The sequence below is a fragment of the Rhodanobacter hydrolyticus genome, from assembly GCF_044904645.1.
Map to the genome: position 1 here is coordinate 332,661 of NZ_JADIKK010000007.1, position 15,586 is coordinate 348,246.

General features: G+C 61.1%; 16 protein-coding genes. 9 read left to right on the forward strand and 7 right to left on the reverse strand.

All coding sequences use genetic code 11. The features are described from left to right. Window positions 1–34: 34 nt before the first annotated feature. From ISP25_RS01580 to ISP25_RS01600, 5 genes are all read right to left on the reverse strand, one after another. Window positions 35–1,042, reverse strand: coding sequence for a c-type cytochrome (locus ISP25_RS01580; RefSeq protein ID WP_404611828.1), 1,008 nt, complete (start codon window positions 1,040–1,042; stop codon window positions 35–37). Next, window positions 1,039–1,728: a c-type cytochrome gene (locus ISP25_RS01585; protein ID WP_404611830.1), complete on the reverse strand. Its 690-nt coding sequence runs from the start codon at window positions 1,726–1,728 to the stop codon at window positions 1,039–1,041. The genes ISP25_RS01580 and ISP25_RS01585 overlap by 4 nt, the downstream gene beginning before the upstream one ends. Next, window positions 1,712–2,482 carry a substrate-binding domain-containing protein gene (locus tag ISP25_RS01590; protein ID WP_404611832.1) on the reverse strand — a complete coding sequence of 257 codons (771 nt, stop codon included), beginning with the start codon at window positions 2,480–2,482 and terminating at the stop codon, window positions 1,712–1,714. Before ISP25_RS01590 ends, ISP25_RS01585 begins: the two co-directional genes overlap by 17 nt. 36 nt (window positions 2,483–2,518) lie before the next feature. Continuing rightward, window positions 2,519–3,508 carry a substrate-binding domain-containing protein gene (locus ISP25_RS01595; RefSeq protein ID WP_404611834.1) on the reverse strand — a complete coding sequence of 330 codons (990 nt, stop codon included), beginning with the start codon at window positions 3,506–3,508 and terminating at the stop codon, window positions 2,519–2,521. A gap of 65 nt (window positions 3,509–3,573) precedes the next feature. Next, on the reverse strand, window positions 3,574–4,134 hold the full coding sequence (locus tag ISP25_RS01600; protein ID WP_225578345.1) for a DsrE family protein: 561 nt from the start codon (window positions 4,132–4,134) through the stop codon (window positions 3,574–3,576). 383 nt (window positions 4,135–4,517) lie between these two features. Between ISP25_RS01600 and ISP25_RS01605 the strand changes: the two genes are divergently transcribed. The 6 genes from ISP25_RS01605 (at window position 4,518) to ISP25_RS01630 (ending at window position 8,376) form a co-directional block, all read left to right on the forward strand. Beyond that, on the forward strand, window positions 4,518–4,943 hold the full coding sequence (locus ISP25_RS01605) for a DUF302 domain-containing protein (protein ID WP_404611836.1): 426 nt from the start codon (window positions 4,518–4,520) through the stop codon (window positions 4,941–4,943). A 238-nt stretch (window positions 4,944–5,181) separates the two neighbouring features. Continuing rightward, window positions 5,182–5,535 (forward strand): SH3-like domain-containing protein, encoded by a 354-nt coding sequence (locus ISP25_RS01610; protein WP_404611838.1) that lies wholly within the window; start codon window positions 5,182–5,184, stop codon window positions 5,533–5,535. Next, window positions 5,532–6,167: a nitrile hydratase subunit alpha gene (locus ISP25_RS01615; protein ID WP_192157439.1), complete on the forward strand. Its 636-nt coding sequence runs from the start codon at window positions 5,532–5,534 to the stop codon at window positions 6,165–6,167. The genes ISP25_RS01610 and ISP25_RS01615 overlap by 4 nt, the downstream gene beginning before the upstream one ends. Before the next feature lie 2 nt (window positions 6,168–6,169). Further along, window positions 6,170–6,496, forward strand: coding sequence for an SH3-like domain-containing protein (locus ISP25_RS01620; protein WP_192157437.1), 327 nt, complete (start codon window positions 6,170–6,172; stop codon window positions 6,494–6,496). A gap of 1 nt (window position 6,497) precedes the next feature. Beyond that, window positions 6,498–7,232, forward strand: coding sequence for an aquaporin (locus ISP25_RS01625; protein WP_192157435.1), 735 nt, complete (start codon window positions 6,498–6,500; stop codon window positions 7,230–7,232). 70 nt (window positions 7,233–7,302) lie between these two features. Further along, window positions 7,303–8,376 carry a HoxN/HupN/NixA family nickel/cobalt transporter gene (locus ISP25_RS01630; RefSeq protein ID WP_225578343.1) on the forward strand — a complete coding sequence of 358 codons (1,074 nt, stop codon included), beginning with the start codon at window positions 7,303–7,305 and terminating at the stop codon, window positions 8,374–8,376. A gap of 399 nt (window positions 8,377–8,775) precedes the next feature. Here ISP25_RS01630 and ISP25_RS01635 read toward each other — a convergent pair whose 3' ends face one another. Continuing rightward, on the reverse strand, window positions 8,776–11,367 hold the full coding sequence (locus ISP25_RS01635; RefSeq protein WP_404611841.1) for a TonB-dependent receptor: 2,592 nt from the start codon (window positions 11,365–11,367) through the stop codon (window positions 8,776–8,778). 684 nt (window positions 11,368–12,051) lie between these two features. On the opposite strand from ISP25_RS01635, the gene ISP25_RS01640 reads away from it, so the two are divergent. Then, window positions 12,052–13,050, forward strand: a complete 999-nt coding sequence (locus tag ISP25_RS01640; protein WP_404611842.1) for an SLAC1 family transporter — start codon at window positions 12,052–12,054, stop codon at window positions 13,048–13,050. A 63-nt stretch (window positions 13,051–13,113) separates the two neighbouring features. Further along, window positions 13,114–14,073, forward strand: a complete 960-nt coding sequence (locus tag ISP25_RS01645) for a hypothetical protein (protein WP_404611844.1) — start codon at window positions 13,114–13,116, stop codon at window positions 14,071–14,073. Window positions 14,074–14,166: 93 nt separating this feature from the next. On the opposite strand, the gene ISP25_RS01650 is transcribed toward ISP25_RS01645, so the two are convergent. Next, window positions 14,167–15,081 carry a cupin domain-containing protein gene (locus ISP25_RS01650; protein WP_404611845.1) on the reverse strand — a complete coding sequence of 305 codons (915 nt, stop codon included), beginning with the start codon at window positions 15,079–15,081 and terminating at the stop codon, window positions 14,167–14,169. Window positions 15,082–15,198: 117 nt separating this feature from the next. Here ISP25_RS01650 and ISP25_RS01655 point away from each other — a divergent pair, with 117 nt between their 5' ends. Then, entirely contained in the window at window positions 15,199–15,540 is a 342-nt protein-coding gene (locus ISP25_RS01655) for a carboxymuconolactone decarboxylase family protein (RefSeq protein ID WP_404611846.1), read from the forward strand. Window positions 15,541–15,586 lie beyond the last annotated feature (46 nt).

Genomic DNA, 15,586 nt, shown 5'->3' on the forward strand with positions numbered 1-15,586 from the left:
GCGACGGTGCGCGCTCGCAATTGCGACCACGACGTCACGGTCTCGAACTTGTTTCCGTTGCTCTCGGATGTCCGCCGCTCGTTATCGAGTCGCTGCCCAGCAGATGGCCATTGACGACCGTGCCGTAGGCGGAATTGGAACTGTTGTGAAAGCGCTGGCGCGTTTCGGCGACGGAACCTGTAAAGCGCGGGTCCTGCGGGCGTTCTTGGCTGTCCATGAACGTGGCCACGTCCCAGGCGTCCTGCACGCTCAGGCTCCCGGCCAACCCGAGCGGCATGTTGGCGCGAATGAAGGCCGCGGCGTTTTCGAAGCTCCCCATCCCTGCGCCCCAGTTGAATGAATCGGGGCCCCACAGCGCCGGGAAGCCGGGGCTTCCATCATTGGCCTGACGCCCCGTGCCATGAGCTCCATGGCAAAGTGCACAGTTCTCGTCGTAGACCTGTTGTCCGCGTTTGTAATCTGCGGGCATCGGCGGTTTGTCGAGTTTCGGATAGCCGCGCCCGGCAATGTCGGGGTCTACGCGTGCTCCCCTCGACATCCAATAGGAATAACTCTCCAGCGCGACCAATACCTTGTCTCCCAACGGAGGCGCCTTGCCATTCATGCTGAAGCGAAAGCAGCCCTGCAGTCGTTCTTCGAACGTATTGACGTGGCCATTCTTTGACCGATACGCCGGGTAGGACACATAGGCTCCCCACATGGGGGCGGAGTTCGCCAGGCGTCCCGCATCCAGATGGCAATTGCTGCAGCGGAGATCGTTACCCACATAGGCACTGGCGTGGTGCGCGGGATCTTCGAAAATCTGCTCGCCGAGGCGGACCATTTTTCCGAAGTCGTCCTTTGGCATCGCGTTGAGAGGCGGAGGAATGAAAGCGGAACGCTTGCTGTCGGATGGCGCCTGCGGGGAAGGCGTCGACGCAACGGCGGCCTCCGTCCTTGGTGTGGCATTGCTTACCTTGGCCCTTGTGGATGAGACGTACGCCACCGCGCCGGCAAGGAACAGGGCCGCAGCCGCGGCAATGGAACGGGCGATCGCACTCATGGCTGAACATCTCGCGTAGCGGGCTGCGCCGCGAAATAGGCGGAAACGCCGCGAATGTCGGACTCGGACAACTTGGCGGCGATACGGGGCATCAATCCCATCGGTCCCGCAGGTCGCGCGCCGGCTTTCCAGGCTTCGAGCTGGTTGGCGATATACGTCGCCGATTGCCCTGCGAGCGGCGGGAAATCGTCGCCGATACCGACACCGCGTCTACCGTGGCACAGCACACATGCAGGAAGCCTATCGTCGGCGCGTCCGTGTTCCGCCAGCTCTGCCGCCGCTGCGGGATCGGAACCGGCAGGCTGCGGTGACGAGGCGGGTACCGGGAGCTCGGAATAGTAAGCGGACAATGCACTGACCTCGTCCGGCGACAACGCTTTCGCTATGGAGGACATCACCGCGCTGTTGCGCTGTCCGTCGGCGAGCGTTTCGAGCTGTTGCCGGAGATACCGTGCGGGAAGGCCCGCGAGGCGCGGAAAAGCAGCCAGGCCGTTGCCTTGGCCCTCCGCGCCATGACAGCCCGCGCAGGGCGGAACTCCGCGCTGCGCATCGCCCTGGGCTGCGATGGCCTTGGCGCCGGTCGCGGTCGCTCGGGTGTCGCTCGCACGAATACCCGGCGCAGTCGTTGCGAGGCAAACGCCCAAGAGCATCCAGGCAGCCGGATACCTGTCAATTCGCAGCAGCATGATCCGTCCATCCGTACCTGACGAAGATGCGGCGACCTTCGGGCCCACCGAGAAATTCAAGGAAAGCACGTGCATTGGCCTGCCGTTCGCCCTGGTGGGTAAGCGCCACGCCGCAATCCCGATAAATCAAATAAGGCGGCGACAGCGGGACCACATCCGCCACGCCGGGATGGGCTACCGCCCAGATGGGGAAGATGATCCAGGCATCGATCGAAGGCTGGGCCTGCCAGGCGTTCAGCGCTTCGGCACTGTTCGATGCGTAGCGCACGATGTGCATGCGAAAGGCACGGACGGCGTCGACGTTTCCGCGCGCACCGGCAATGTCTTCCCACATGCCGACCTGCCCTGCCCCCTCCACCACCATTACCTGCATGCCCGGTTTGAGCAAATCTTCGAAGCCGTGGATGTGCCGCGGATTGCCAGGCCGGACCAGAATCCCTGCGGGTCGGACATAGAGGGGATTGACCGTGGCCGTATCGATCACGCCGGCAAACTGCGCCAGAAATCCACTCATCATGTTTTCCGAGCCGCTGTAGATGATGTCGCCGTTCTTTTGAAAATCCGCGCCCCACTTGCCCGTCGGCCCGGCGACCACTTCGACATCGATGCCATGGGCGTTTCCGAACACCTTGGCCGCCTCGCGCATGGCGGGCGCCGGGCCGCCTGGGCCGTATACGTGGAGAACGTCGGCTGCGCTGGCAGCCGAACTCGATGCCAGGGCGATCAGGCCGGAAAACAACAATGACTTAAACATGAGCCGCTCCCATGGCGACGTCGACGGTCGAGGCGTTCAGGGCGAACGTGGTGTATAGCGTTTGAATCCGAAGCGCTCGAATATGGCCAGGCTTTGCTCGGATCGGATGAAGTCCAGCCAGCGGCGGGCCGCTTCAGCGTGGGCCGTACTCTTGACGATTGCCGCCGCGTAGATGGCCGTCGTGTTTTGCGATTCGGGGATCGCAACATGGCCGATGGGATGGCCGATCTGTTCCTGGAAGACGGCTTCCGACTGCCAGGTCACGCCGGCGTCGACGCGCCCTTGCATGATCCAAAGTGGCGTCTGGCGATGATGGATGTGTGTGAGCTCGGTCGTGCCTTGCTTGACCTTCGATTCGTAGATCGTGGTTTCGAGCCGTTCGCCACCGGCCTTGTCCAGGGAGGCCTTGATCTGCCGCGAGATGCCCTCGAACTCCGGGTTGGGCATCGCAAGCGTGATATCGGGCCTGCCCAGGTCGAGAAGCCCCGTAATGTGCTTGGGGTTCCCCTTCGCGACCATGATGGTCATGTCATTGGTGGCGTAAGGTACGGCGGGCGACTGCAGGAGCCCCGCGTCGACCTGCTTCTGTACGGCATTCAAACCTGCCAGATAGACATCGGGCTTTGCCGTCCACGTCATGTTGCCTACGGTCACGGTGCCACCGGCCTTCATTTGATCGACCAACAGCCCGGGCGGAATGGTTTCCCAATAAAGCCGCCCCTTGTATTCGGGATACTTTTCCTCGAAGGCTTTCACAAGCGGTGCCATGGCAAAGAAATAATTGCCGCCGACGTACAGCACCAATGCAGGGTGAGCGGGGTTGCCGTGGAAATCGGCAAGGTTGTCGGCGTCCGGCACGGTAAATTCGAAACCCCGATCGACCGCATCGTTGTTCTGGCCATGCTGCCATGGTGGACTCTGCACTTGAGCCGACTGCGTCGCCTGGGCGGCCCCATCGAGCGCGAGAGCGCTCGTGGCCGAGCAGGCCAGCGTCAGGGCGGCAGCAAAAACCATCTTGATGTGCATGCATTGCTCCTGGCGGGCGTGATGATGACGCCCTTGGCAAGGCCAAGGACAGAAGGCGGATGCCCTCAGAGTTGAACGAGGGAATAGCCCTGGTGTTCCAATGTCGAAATAGTGGTGAGCGCCGACAGTGAGATCGTCACGCTCTTGTCCACCCAGTCGTACTGGTACTTGTGCTCGGCCACGGCCTGCCCGCAGACGGCAACATCTACACCGGCATCGCGCAATTTCCGGATGAGCGGCAAGTTGGGATTGGGCACGCCGTACGCCGCCTTGTAGTGCGCGTCGTCCAGGACCAGTGGCGTCGCAGGGCCGTAGGCGACGGCCACGAATTTCAGGTGGTTCAACGGCACGCCGGATTGGGTATACAGGTTGATCGACCGCGCGACGCGGTCAAGCGATGCGTTGACCTGGCTCGGTGATTCGGCTCCCACCGACAAGGCGAACACGATGCTGTACGTCTGGTCAGGCTGGGGGCGATAGGCGGAATCCGGAAGCCAGTGGATCTTTCCGTAGGGACTGATGGTCGGATTCGACCAGAACTCCGTCGCGTCGGCCGCGTGAGTGACGCCGCCCTGGGCGGCAACGCCCATCGCCATCGAAAGGGCCAGTAGTTTGTTCATTTTCATGAAATTTCACCTTTGCTGGAATTTTGGAAAAGCCATCCGGGGCCGGCAGCCACAGCGGAAAACTATCCAAGGCGACACGGCGCCTCTTGTTGAAAAGCCCCGTAATTGCCGCAATCGGATGCGCCGGTGACACGAGTTTCGATAGCGCTGGCAGCACGCAGTCTTCGGTCATCGATGAGTCAGTGGCTCTGCACGGCAGTGGCGTTTGGCGGCCACACCCGATCGTCCTGCGCGGCATCAAGGGCCGCCTTTTCTTCCAAGATTCCGATCCACGACAGGCTTAGCCTGGGGTTCTGCGTGCCTTCGCGCCGCCGCGGCATGGCCTTTCCGGAATGACGGCCATCCCCATACCGACCAGTACCCGAAGGGACGGAAATGAACTCATGAAAGACAACGGTTTGATGACGATCGACAGCAATGGCACGACGCCGGAAACGCTTGCCCGCCTGGCTCAGGCCATCGAGAAGACCGGCATGGCGATCCTGGCCAGGGTCGATCACGCCGCCGCTGCCCATGCCTCGAATTTGCCGCTTCGGCCCACCGAGGTTTTCATCTTTGGCAATCCGCGCGCCGGCACCCCGCTGATGCAGCTCGATCAAAGGGTCGGTATCGATCTGCCGATCAAGGTCCTCGTGTGGGAAGACGAGTTCGGCAAAACCAAGGTCTCGTACAACACCATTTCGTGGATCGCCTCCAGGCATGACCTCGGACCTTCGACGGGGGCTGTCGTAAAAGCCATGACCGCCGCCATTGAAACGGTCGTGGCCGAGGCGGCAGCTCGACCCGTGCAGGCAAACCCGGCTTTCTGAAGGCCGGGATTCGTTTATGCGGTTTCGCTCATGCAGCGCGTGGTTGCTGTGCTGCTCATTGAAGCATCGGATGCGGCTTCATGGCGCACCCAACGCCGCACTGTGGTGAGTCAAGGATCGTCGCTTTGCACAAGATCCGGGGCGCCATCCGACCTAGCCTGTTCCCCGCAGGCGACGTCTTTATGGAGGCCGTCCCGCCTCACCTGATTTTCGATTCCGCTATCGATGAGGAAGCCTCATGCGAGACGACACGATCCCAGCGGGTGGCCTGCTTACCGGCATGGTGTTTGCCGAAGGCGAGCGTCCCGTGTTCAGTCCTGGCGACAAGGCACGCATTCTGGCGCGATCCCCCGTTGGGCACTATCGCGTACCTACCTACATGCGCGGCAAGTTTTGCACCGTCGAGAAGATTATCGAGCCGGCTGCGGTCGACAACGAAGAAGAAGCCTTCGGTCGCAATGCGGGCTCCAAGCGACATTACTACCGGGTAGCGGTGCCCATGTCCGAGTTGTGGCCGGAATACAAAGGCCCGGCAACGGATGGCCTGCGCATAGAAGTCTACGAAACATGGCTTGAAAGGGTTCCGGCATGAGCGCTCACGATCATTCTTCGCCACACCCGGAGCCGGCCGCTCCGCAGCATGGCGGCGACTATGAAATCATGGAAACGGCGGTGCGTGAGCTGCTCGTCGAGAAGAAGCTGATCGGTCCCGGCGAGATACGCCGGCAGATAGAAGTTCTCGATTCGCGCAGTCCCGCGCTGGGCGCCAAGGTCGTGGCAAGGGCATGGCTCGATGCCGGATTCAGGGGCCGGCTGCTCGAGAACGGGCGGCGCGCGTGCGAGGAACTCGGCATCAGTTTCTACGACGACACGCAACTCATCGTCCTGGAAAATACCGAGAGCGTGCACAACCTCGTCGTATGCACGCTGTGCTCTTGCTACCCGCGTCCGGTTCTTGGCCTGCCTCCCGACTGGTACAAGGTGAAGCCCTATCGCGCCCGTGCCGTATCCGAGCCGCGCAAGGTGCTGGAAGAGTTCGGCACGCACATCCCCGACAACGTCGAAATCCGGGTAAGCGATTCGACTGCCCTGGTCCGGTACCTGGTGCTTCCCCTGAGACCCGAGGGGACCGAGGGCTTCTCGGAAGAGGACCTCGCCGCTCTCGTGACGCGCGACGCAATGATCGGTGTCGTCGCCGCGAATCCCCCCACACGGAGTGCCTAGCCATGCCCGAAACCTACCAATTCGTCAAAAGGCTGCCGAACGATATCGGTGGCTTGCAGGCCGACGCCGTCCAGCAGACGGACCACGTGCTTCTCCCGTGGGAGAAAAGGTGTCACGCGCTGGCCGATGTGCTCGATTTCCACAAAATCATCAACACCGAAGAAAAGCGCCGGGGCGTCGAGGCGTTGGGCGCCGACCTGGTGGGGAAGCTCAGCTATTACGAGCGCTGGATCGTCGCCTTCGCGAACATTCTCTTCGAGAAAAGGATTCTTTCGCCGACGGACCTGGCGTTGAAGATGGACGAAGTCGCTGCGAGACCACGAGACTGACGTGCCCGCGTTCAAGACGAAAACGTGCTTCTTCGAAAAGGATCCGTCAGTCGCGTTGTACAGGCGTGCGCTATCCGAGGCCGTCGGCACGCTGCTGCTCGTGTTCTGCGTGGTCAGCGCCGGGATCGAGGTCCAGCGCATAACCTCCAACCATCTGGCCGTGCAAGCCGTGCTCGCTTTCGTCACGGGCGGCGTTCTATGCGGGTTGGTGGTGGCATTCGGCAATTCGTCGGGCGGCCACTTCAACCCCTTGATCACGGCTCTGCAGTGGTTGAGTGGCGATCGGGATATTCGATGCACGATCGCCTATGTGATGAGCCAGTGCGCCGGTGGAGTTCTTGGTGCGCTGCTCGCCAACTTCCTGCTTTCAGGGGAACGCCCGGCAACCTACCCGCCCGCGGACCTCCTGCATCTGGCGATCGCCGAGGCCATCACCACGGCCGGCTTGATGATCGTCATTTTCGGCTGCATGCGTGCGCAGCGGGCGATGACGGGGCCGTTTGCCGTGGCGGGCTGGTTGACGGCCGCCCTTCTCGCCTTTCCCACATCCTTTATGAATCCGGCCATCGTGCTATCCGCCACATGGGCCGACGGGATCGTGGCACTTCCGTTGTCACGCGCGCTTTTTCTGGCGCCGGCCGAGATCGTGGGAGCCGTGACCGCTCTGGCCGTCATCACGGCTGCCTATCCGCGCTCGAAACAAGCCGCAACAGACAGCCTGCCTACCGACGCGTAGCTCACAGCTCGACGCCCCCCGTTTCGGCCGCCCCAGCTGGCGGCCCTTGACCGGCCGCTGGAACGCTCTCATGAAAAGCATCGTCAATCCCCCGGGGAACGCCTCCTCCATCCAATGCGGCGTCGATCCAACGCACACCAGGATGAGGCTGATCGTCATGTATGCCTTCCTGCTGCTATTCAATCTGACTTCGTGGGTCTGGGCGATACTGGCTTTTGGACACAGGCCCGACCTGCTCGGCGTCAGCCTGTTGGTGTATGGCCTGGGACTGCGCCACGCGGTCGATGCCGATCACATCACGGCGATCGACAATGTGACCAGGAAGCTGATGCAGGACAACAAGCGCCCGACGTCCGTAGGGTTCTGGTTCGCCATCGGCCACTCGTCCATCATCGTCGTCGTGGCCCTCATGGTGGCGAGCGCCGAGCATTATCTGTCGCGATTTGATGCGCTCCGTTCCATCGGAACGCTGGTAAGCACGTCGATATCGGTCGTGTTTCTCATGGCAATCGCCGTCATGAACGTGACCATCTTTTTCTCCCTGTACAGGAACTATCGAAACCTCAAGCAAACGGGACGCTATCAGTCCGAGAAGATCGAAAGCCTGCTTGACCAGCGAGGATTTCTCGCCAGGATACTGACGCCGTTGTTCCGGCTCGTCAGCAAGAGCTGGCACATGGTCTTTCTCGGCCTGGCATTCGGACTGAGTTTTGACACGGCCACCGAAATCGCCATGTTCACCGTCTCCGCGAAGCAGGTTGCCAGCGGCGTTTCCCTGGGAACCATCGCCGTTCTTCCCCTGCTGTTCGCCGCGGGCATGACGCTGGTGGATACCACCGATGGCGTGATGATGCTGAAGGCCTACGAATGGGCTTTCATCAACCCGATTCGAAAGATCTACTACAACATGACCATCACCTTGGTCTCCGTATGCATCGCCGTATTCATTGCGGCCGTGGAGGCCATGGCCATGCTGGCAGACAAGTTCTCCCTAGGAGGTGGCATATGGAAAGCCGTGCAAGGCATCGAGGATCATTTCAATGCATTGGGCTTCTCCATCATTGCGATCCTCCTCGCCGTGTGGATGGTTTCATACCTGGTCTCCCTCTCCAGGACACGGGGCACCGCCGGAATCACGCCGTAGCGCGAACCGGGGTATCCGCCCGTACGCATTCCTTTCCACGGCATACCATGCGTGCATTTCTCGAGCTCCAGGCGCCAAACCCACGAACTTTCCTTTCGTGGGTTTTCCTTTCAAAACTGGACAGATGAAGGTCGGTTCCGGGCCGAGCTCCTGCGCAAGACTTCCTCGAGCGTAGCCAACGCGAATGTGGAAATTTCCGGGATGGCTTATCCCGCCAGGATCCCATGGTGCGACGACGGAAGATTCGATCGCGGAAAGCTCCAGGACCGGAACAAAAGCGAGAAGTCGCCCTGCCAGGCTCGCAAGACGATGCACTCGAATCCACGCAGGGCAGCAAGACGTCGGCCGCCCAAGCGGTAGCGCGCGCCACTGCCGCTCAATACCCTGCCACCCAAGACATCAGAACCTGTATGTCGCGCCGATCTGGCCGTAGCGACCCATGTACGAGTACAGCGATGGATCGAAGTATCCGCGGTTCACATAGGTCCACGATGCATCGTACGGCGGGGCACGATCGAGGATATTGTTGATGCCGGCATAGAGCTTCCAGTTCCTGAAGCCGCCGTAGCTGACAAGCAGATCGAGCTGACTGTACGACGCGACGTTGGGTCCGGAAACAATTTCCTGCGCATAAGGGCCGGTGAATTGCCAGGTCAGTGTCGTTGTCCATTCGCGATGCGTCCAGCTCAACTCAGTATTGCCTTTCCAGCGCGGGAAGGCCCCTCCAAACACCGTATCGTTCGCATCATTGTTTCCCGCCAGGTCTGCCGCGATGCCGTTGATGGGCATCTTGAAGCGCCGCACGTAAGCCCAATCGCCCGACAGGGTGAAGGTTCCGATCTTCGTGGGGAACCCCTGTTTGAACGTCGCCTCGAAGCCGTCGGTACGCAAGTACGCCAGGTTCTCGTACCCCAGGTAATAAATCGTCTGCCCTGGATTGGCATTGACTTCCGCCACGATACTCGGCTGGCCTATTACCTTGGTGACATCGATCTTGTACCAGTCAAGGCCGACATCCGTGCTGGCCGTCGGTGACAATTGGAATCCGACGTTGTAATTCTCGGTGTGCTCGGGCTTCAAGTCAGGATTCCCGACGAAATATTCGTCGACGTTCCGGGCACCTACGGGCTGAGAGGTCACGCTCGCCGTCTGATACAGTTCGATCAACGTTGGCGCACGAAAACCGCGGTCATACGAAGCGTATACCGTCAAGGCATTCATTGGCTGATAGCGCAGCGCAAGACGGGGTGAATAGACTCCGCCAAAATTTCCGTAGTAGTCATAACGTCCCGACTGGCTGAACGTCAATTCGCTCAGGAGCGGAACATCAATTTGATAATAGGCGGCAGCCATATTGCGTTCGCCATTTACCGCCTGGGTGAATGGATTCACAAAGCCGGTGGAGCCGGGAGCTATATATTCGCTCTGATGCTGGAGCTGAACGCCGAAGCCCATGCCGACGTCTCCAGCAGGCATGCTGAGCAGGTTTGATGTCGACGCCGTTGCATCCAGCGTGTCGAGCTTGGAAACGCCCCGGTCACGTGAAGCGCCGAGCACTCCCGGCAAGTCATCGAGGGTTTCAGCGCTAAACGTGGCGGGCGTCACCTCGTTGGTGTAATCCAGAACCGCTGACGCGTTAACCTGGCTGGTAAAGGTATTCGATACCTCGCTTTGCGAATGTCCGTAGGAAGCGGACCAGTCCCAATCGCCGAAATTTCTTGTGCCAAACGAACCTTTCACGCCGGATGAAAAACGATAAAAAACTGAGGTGGTGTCCCAGTCCTGCGCGTCCGGGAAATAATATGTCAGCGCGTTTCCGCCAACCGTGGGCGAGAATGCAGTGAATCCGCGATCTGCATAGTAGAACGATGGCACCAATGCATCTGTACCGAAGCCGGCGAGTCCAGACGCGAGCGAAGTGGTGTTGTAACTTGCCCATAGGTCAGCAAATGCCACAACGTAAACGCCGAGCTTGAAGTCGGCGTGCACTTTGGCGCTTGTATGCTCTACCTGTGGAGCGAGTGACTGGGCTTTGGCGCCGTTCTGGGAGCACACCGTGCCGGGCGTCTGGGTCTGCAGGTTATTTGCCGCAGATGTCATCAGGCCGGTCGGCCCGCATGGACTCAGTGCCTGCGGGCCCGAAGCTGTCGTGAAGAAAGAACTGGGCTGAGCGAAGAGGCCGCCAGGCAGCTCAGCGTAGTTTTCATTGCTCGTCATACCCCGTTGCGCGAGGGTGACGCCGCTGGCGTGATAGACATCAAGCGCCGCCGTCACATTGAAACGGTCCACATTCAAATCGCCGATGCCACCCAGCAGGCTGAAGTTCGTCATACCCTGGCCACCATGCTGCGCGCCCCCAAGGCTGCCACCGAGCTGAAGGCCCTGGAAATCCTTCTTTGTGATGATGTTGACGACGCCGGCAATCGCGTCCGAACCGTATTGCGATACCGCACCGGTTTTGACAATCTCGATGCGGTCGACCGCATTGATCGGCACCGTATTGATATCGAAAAATGTATCGGTGCCTCCAACTCCAAACGCGTAGGGCGCGGCACGCTGACCGTCTATCAGCACGAGGCTGTATTTCATGCTCATGCCGCGCAGCGCGATTCCTGCGCCGCCTGGCGCCTGGTTCATCAGCACCGTGTCCTCGCCCCAACTGCTAGCAGAATTGGCGCTGATGTCTCGAAGAAAATTCGACACCGTGGTGGCGCCGCTACGCTGGATGTCATTCTGCGTGACCGACTGAACCTGGTTGAAGCCAGTCCTGTCCGAACTGCGGATGAGCGAACCGGTCACCTCGACCCCTTGCAGCTGGGTAACCTTATCGCCGGATGGTCCCGTGGTCGCAGCGCCGGAAGGCACGGCCAAGGTCGACGCTGCCGCCGACACGCTTGCGGAAGCGCCCTGCAGGCTCTGCGCCAACACGGGCGCAGCAAATACGACCGATGACGTCAACTGGGCCAGGATCATTTTCTTGATGACTGCCATCCCCTTTTGCTCCATTTTCGACTCATCGCTTCTCAAGGATTAAGGCGGCGAATGCCGCTTCGAGAGCCGCGCCCACGTCGAGGCCGCGTCGGTGGAAAGACCTGACAATCCACGGGTTCGCGCTATCTCACGAACTGATGCTGCCGACGCGGTTGGCGACCTTCATTGCGGACTGAAAGGCTGCTTGCGCGGGTGTCACCACGCTAACCACTCGACCGACAGGGCGCGTCATCCTTTCGAGGAGGCGGCAATCGTTTCGAAGGAGGTGTGCCAGCTACCCCTGAAGGGCTACGCCTTGGTGTTGGTCTGGTCCGTATCGACCGCTGCTGCGTATTTCATCGATACCAGGGGGAGCGCTTTATAGAAGCTCACGCCGCGATACACGGGCGGAAGATCTCCAGCTACCGAGGAAAATAGGCCGCCCGCGTGGCTTCAGCCATCGAAAACCGTTCCAGCGTCAAGAATCGCTTTAACGCGCAAGAACTGGCATGAACTCTCCGGGACTCTGGCTACGTCGGCCTTTTGTCATGGCCAGCTACCTACCCGGCGAGCGTTTCAGCCACCCAACGGCAGCACCGCGCCTGATGGTCCGTGCTTCCACAGGAACCCTTCGTGAGGGAGGTAACTGCGCACGTGAAGCCGCCAAAAATCGCTGGTGAAGCGTCCACGAGCAGAAGCCCAGCCTTGCGCCAGGGCTTGCCTTATGGCGCCGTGATGGCCACCGCCGGCGCATCGAGCATGGCTGGTCGGTGCGGGTTGCCGAGTCTGGTTGCGCCACTGCTCGCGCTGGCCGTGCTGCAGGCAGTGTGGATACCGGTAGCCGGCACATTGCGGCATCGGGCCGAGTTTCGTTGTGGATGGGCGTCCTGGCTGGAGATCGGCCCCGCAAGCGAGCACACGGGAATCCACACCGTGCCGCTTGGCATGGCGGTGATTACCAGCGGAATGTCCGGGTTGAACTCCAGCCTCGCTGCATGGCCATGGTTGCCACCACCATTTGCGTGGCTGGTCGCGACATGGCTGTTGACGGTCGCGGGGGGCGGCCGATTCGCGTGCTCGCTGGCAGTCCATGGCTTGCAACTGAAGGCGATGGATGGAACGTGGTTCCTGGTGCCGGCCACCCTCCTGGGTGCGGCGATAGCCACGGGCGATGTCGCCACATTCATGTGGGGACATGCATTCGCCACGCTGGAAATACTGGCCCTGATGAGCGTCGCACTCGGCTGGCTCGGTTACTGCGCGGTCGCCGTCGTGGCGTTGGCGCGATTGCGGCGCTTCGGTTTGGAGAACGCGCCGCTGGCGCCGTGGTGGATTGCCATGGGTTGCGCGGGCCTGGCAGCGGCTGCGCTGGGCCGGGTGTCCCACATCGTTGCCGGTGAGGTGCACCTGCGGACGCTACTTTCGGAAACCATGGTGGCAACCAGCATCTTCTCCATCGCCTTGTGTGTGCCAGTGCTACTCGGCAGCGCACGGTTTTTACTCCGCTACTGCCGGTTTCGTAACGCGGCTGTCTGGACACCCACTTTTTCGACGGCGGTATTCGCACTGGGAAGCTTTCAAGTAGGGAGCGACCTGCCCTCGGCGTTCTTTCGGTCGATCGGGTTCGCGGCAGGCCTGGCTACGCTCGTGTTCTGGACGGTCACGGCAGGCTGGAACCTTCCAAGGCGTATGAGCATGTGTTGATTGCACGCTGCCTACTCCTTTCGGATGTGGCGACTCGCGGCGAGCCACCTTTATAACTGCCGCATGAAAGCAGGCATGACTCGCATACCAGGTGCCGAACTCGGCAGCATCGTCTTTATCGGTGTTATCGCGGCGGCTGCACGAATGACGGGTTTTGACCTTCTGATGTTTCCGGAGTTCGGAGCGCTCTCCAACGACATCATGAAGCGCCCGTACGGCACCTGGGCGACGGCGCCCGTCATGCTCGTCATTACGCCGCTGGTTACTGCAGTGGCGGGACTCTGGATTACCGATCACCTGGCGTTCGGAGTGGCGTCCGTGTTGCTCGACGTGGTCGTTACCATGGGCGTGATCGAGTTGATTCAGTCACCGATCGCTCCGGGCATTTCCGCCGGTCTGCTGCCGCTGGTTCTTCAAGTGCACAGCTGGTGGTATCCCCCTGCCATTACGGTGGGCACGGGCGCGCTGGCCATCACCGGCATCGTCCATCGCAGGTTTCAGCCGAAGCCTGCGGTTTCCCTGGCGCGCGATGAAGTGGACGACGACTTGGAAAAGGCCGCAGCGAAGCCAGTATGGCTACTGCCCTTTGCACTCGTATTGACTGCCCTCGCTTATTTGGCAACGTGGACCGGGCGGCACTTTTTGCTGTATCCACCGCTGGTGGTCATTGGCTTCGAGATGTTCGCGCACCCGCTCGTATGCCCGTGGGCAGATCGGCCTTGGCATCTTCCTCTGGCCTGCACCCTGAGCGCGTTGATCGGGGTGAGTCTGGTTACCTGGCTCGGAGCGGGCGTGCTGGCGGCGATGCTGAGCATGGCTGCCAGCGTGGTGACGCTGCGGGTACTCGCTTTGCGCGCACCGCCGGTGCTTGCCGTAGGCCTGCTGCCGATGGTGCTGAACTCGCCCGACTACAGCTTTGCCGCCAGCGTCCTGGTCGGCACATTGATCCTCACCATCTCATTCCGTCTTTGGCAAGCCACCTGCTTGCGCTTTATGGGACTTCACCTGCCGGCAGACCGTTGATCGCCCACAAGCTCAGCCATCCTGGCCAACCAGCATCTCCCAGGCCCCGCTGCAAACAGGGATGTCAAGGATGGCACCGCGCCTCGGCGCCGGTCACGTCGCCCCATGGCGCCGAAAGGAAGCCGGGCTCGTGCCTATCCGACGCTGAAAGGTCTTGATGAAGGCCGACACGGATTGGTAGCCCACCTGCTCGGCCACCGCATCGACCGACAGGTTGCCGGTAAGCAGCAGATCGCAGGCCAGCTGCATGCGTATCGAGGTGAGCAGGTCCATCGGCGACGCATCCGCTTTCTCGGTGAAGTGCCTGGCGAAGGTTGCGCGCGACATGTTGGCCTTGTGCGCGAGCGACTCGACCGTCCAATCGCGACCGGGCTCCTTCATCATGGCCAGCAACACGGCGCTAAGGCGATGGTCGATCAGCAAGCCAAGCAGCGAAGGGGCGAGTCCCTCCTGCGAGATGTAACGGCGCAGCGCAAGCACGAACAGCACTTCGCTGAGTGCCTTGGTGATGGCAAGCGAGCCCTGATCCAACCGGGCGGCTTCCCGGCGCAACGTGGTGACGATGCTGTCCAGCAAGGCCATGCCTTCCAACTCGGCCATCGGGACATACAAGGCGTCCGGCAAGGTATTCATCAGCAACTGCGCGCCGCCGTGGCCGTAACTGAAGTGGCCGCACAACAGATCCATATCCACGGGACCCGCGGTATTGCTGCGCTCCGGCAACGGCCCGTCGTTGTCCACGCCCGCTTCCGCGGAGGCGCCATGGCCGGTGCCTTGCACCACGTGAGCCGCGCCACGCGGCAACAACACGAAATCGCCGGTATGCAACTCCAGCATTTCACCCTTGGGCAACAGCAATTGCGCCGTGCCCCGCAGCATCAGATGGAACGGTGCCTTGCCGGGTTCGAGCTGCTCGTGATCCAGCGCGAAGCTGCCCGCCATGCGGCAGCGCAAGTCCAGGCTGCCTTGGACACCGGACACTGCGATCAGCTTGCTAAGCGCATCCATGAGACGATTGAGCCACTTATTGAGATAAAGACATGCTAACACTCTCCGCATGGCGTGAAAAACTATCCACACCTGAGAGGCCGAAGGGTCGGTCTCCACCTGATAGAGGGCATAGCCATGTTGGATTGGAAGAACTACCGCAAACAGCTCGTCGCCCGGATCGGCGAAATCGGCGCCAGCAGCCCGGACACGCTGGCCGGCTACCAGACGCTTTCCAAGGCCGGCAACAAACACAACCTCCTCGGTGCCAAGACGCGCGAGTTGATTGCGCTGGCGGTGGCGGTCACCACCCGCTGCGACGGCTGCATCACCGTGCACGTCGCCGAGGCGCTCAAACACGGTGCGACCCAGGAAGAGATCACCGAAGCGCTCGGCGTGGCGGTGGCTCTCAACGCGGGTGCCGCGATGGTGTACTCGGCGCGGGTCATCGACGCCGTCAAATCGCACGAAGCGGCGTGACCGGGAATCCGGAAACCCGAATCGTCAATTCGCATCCTGATCGTCC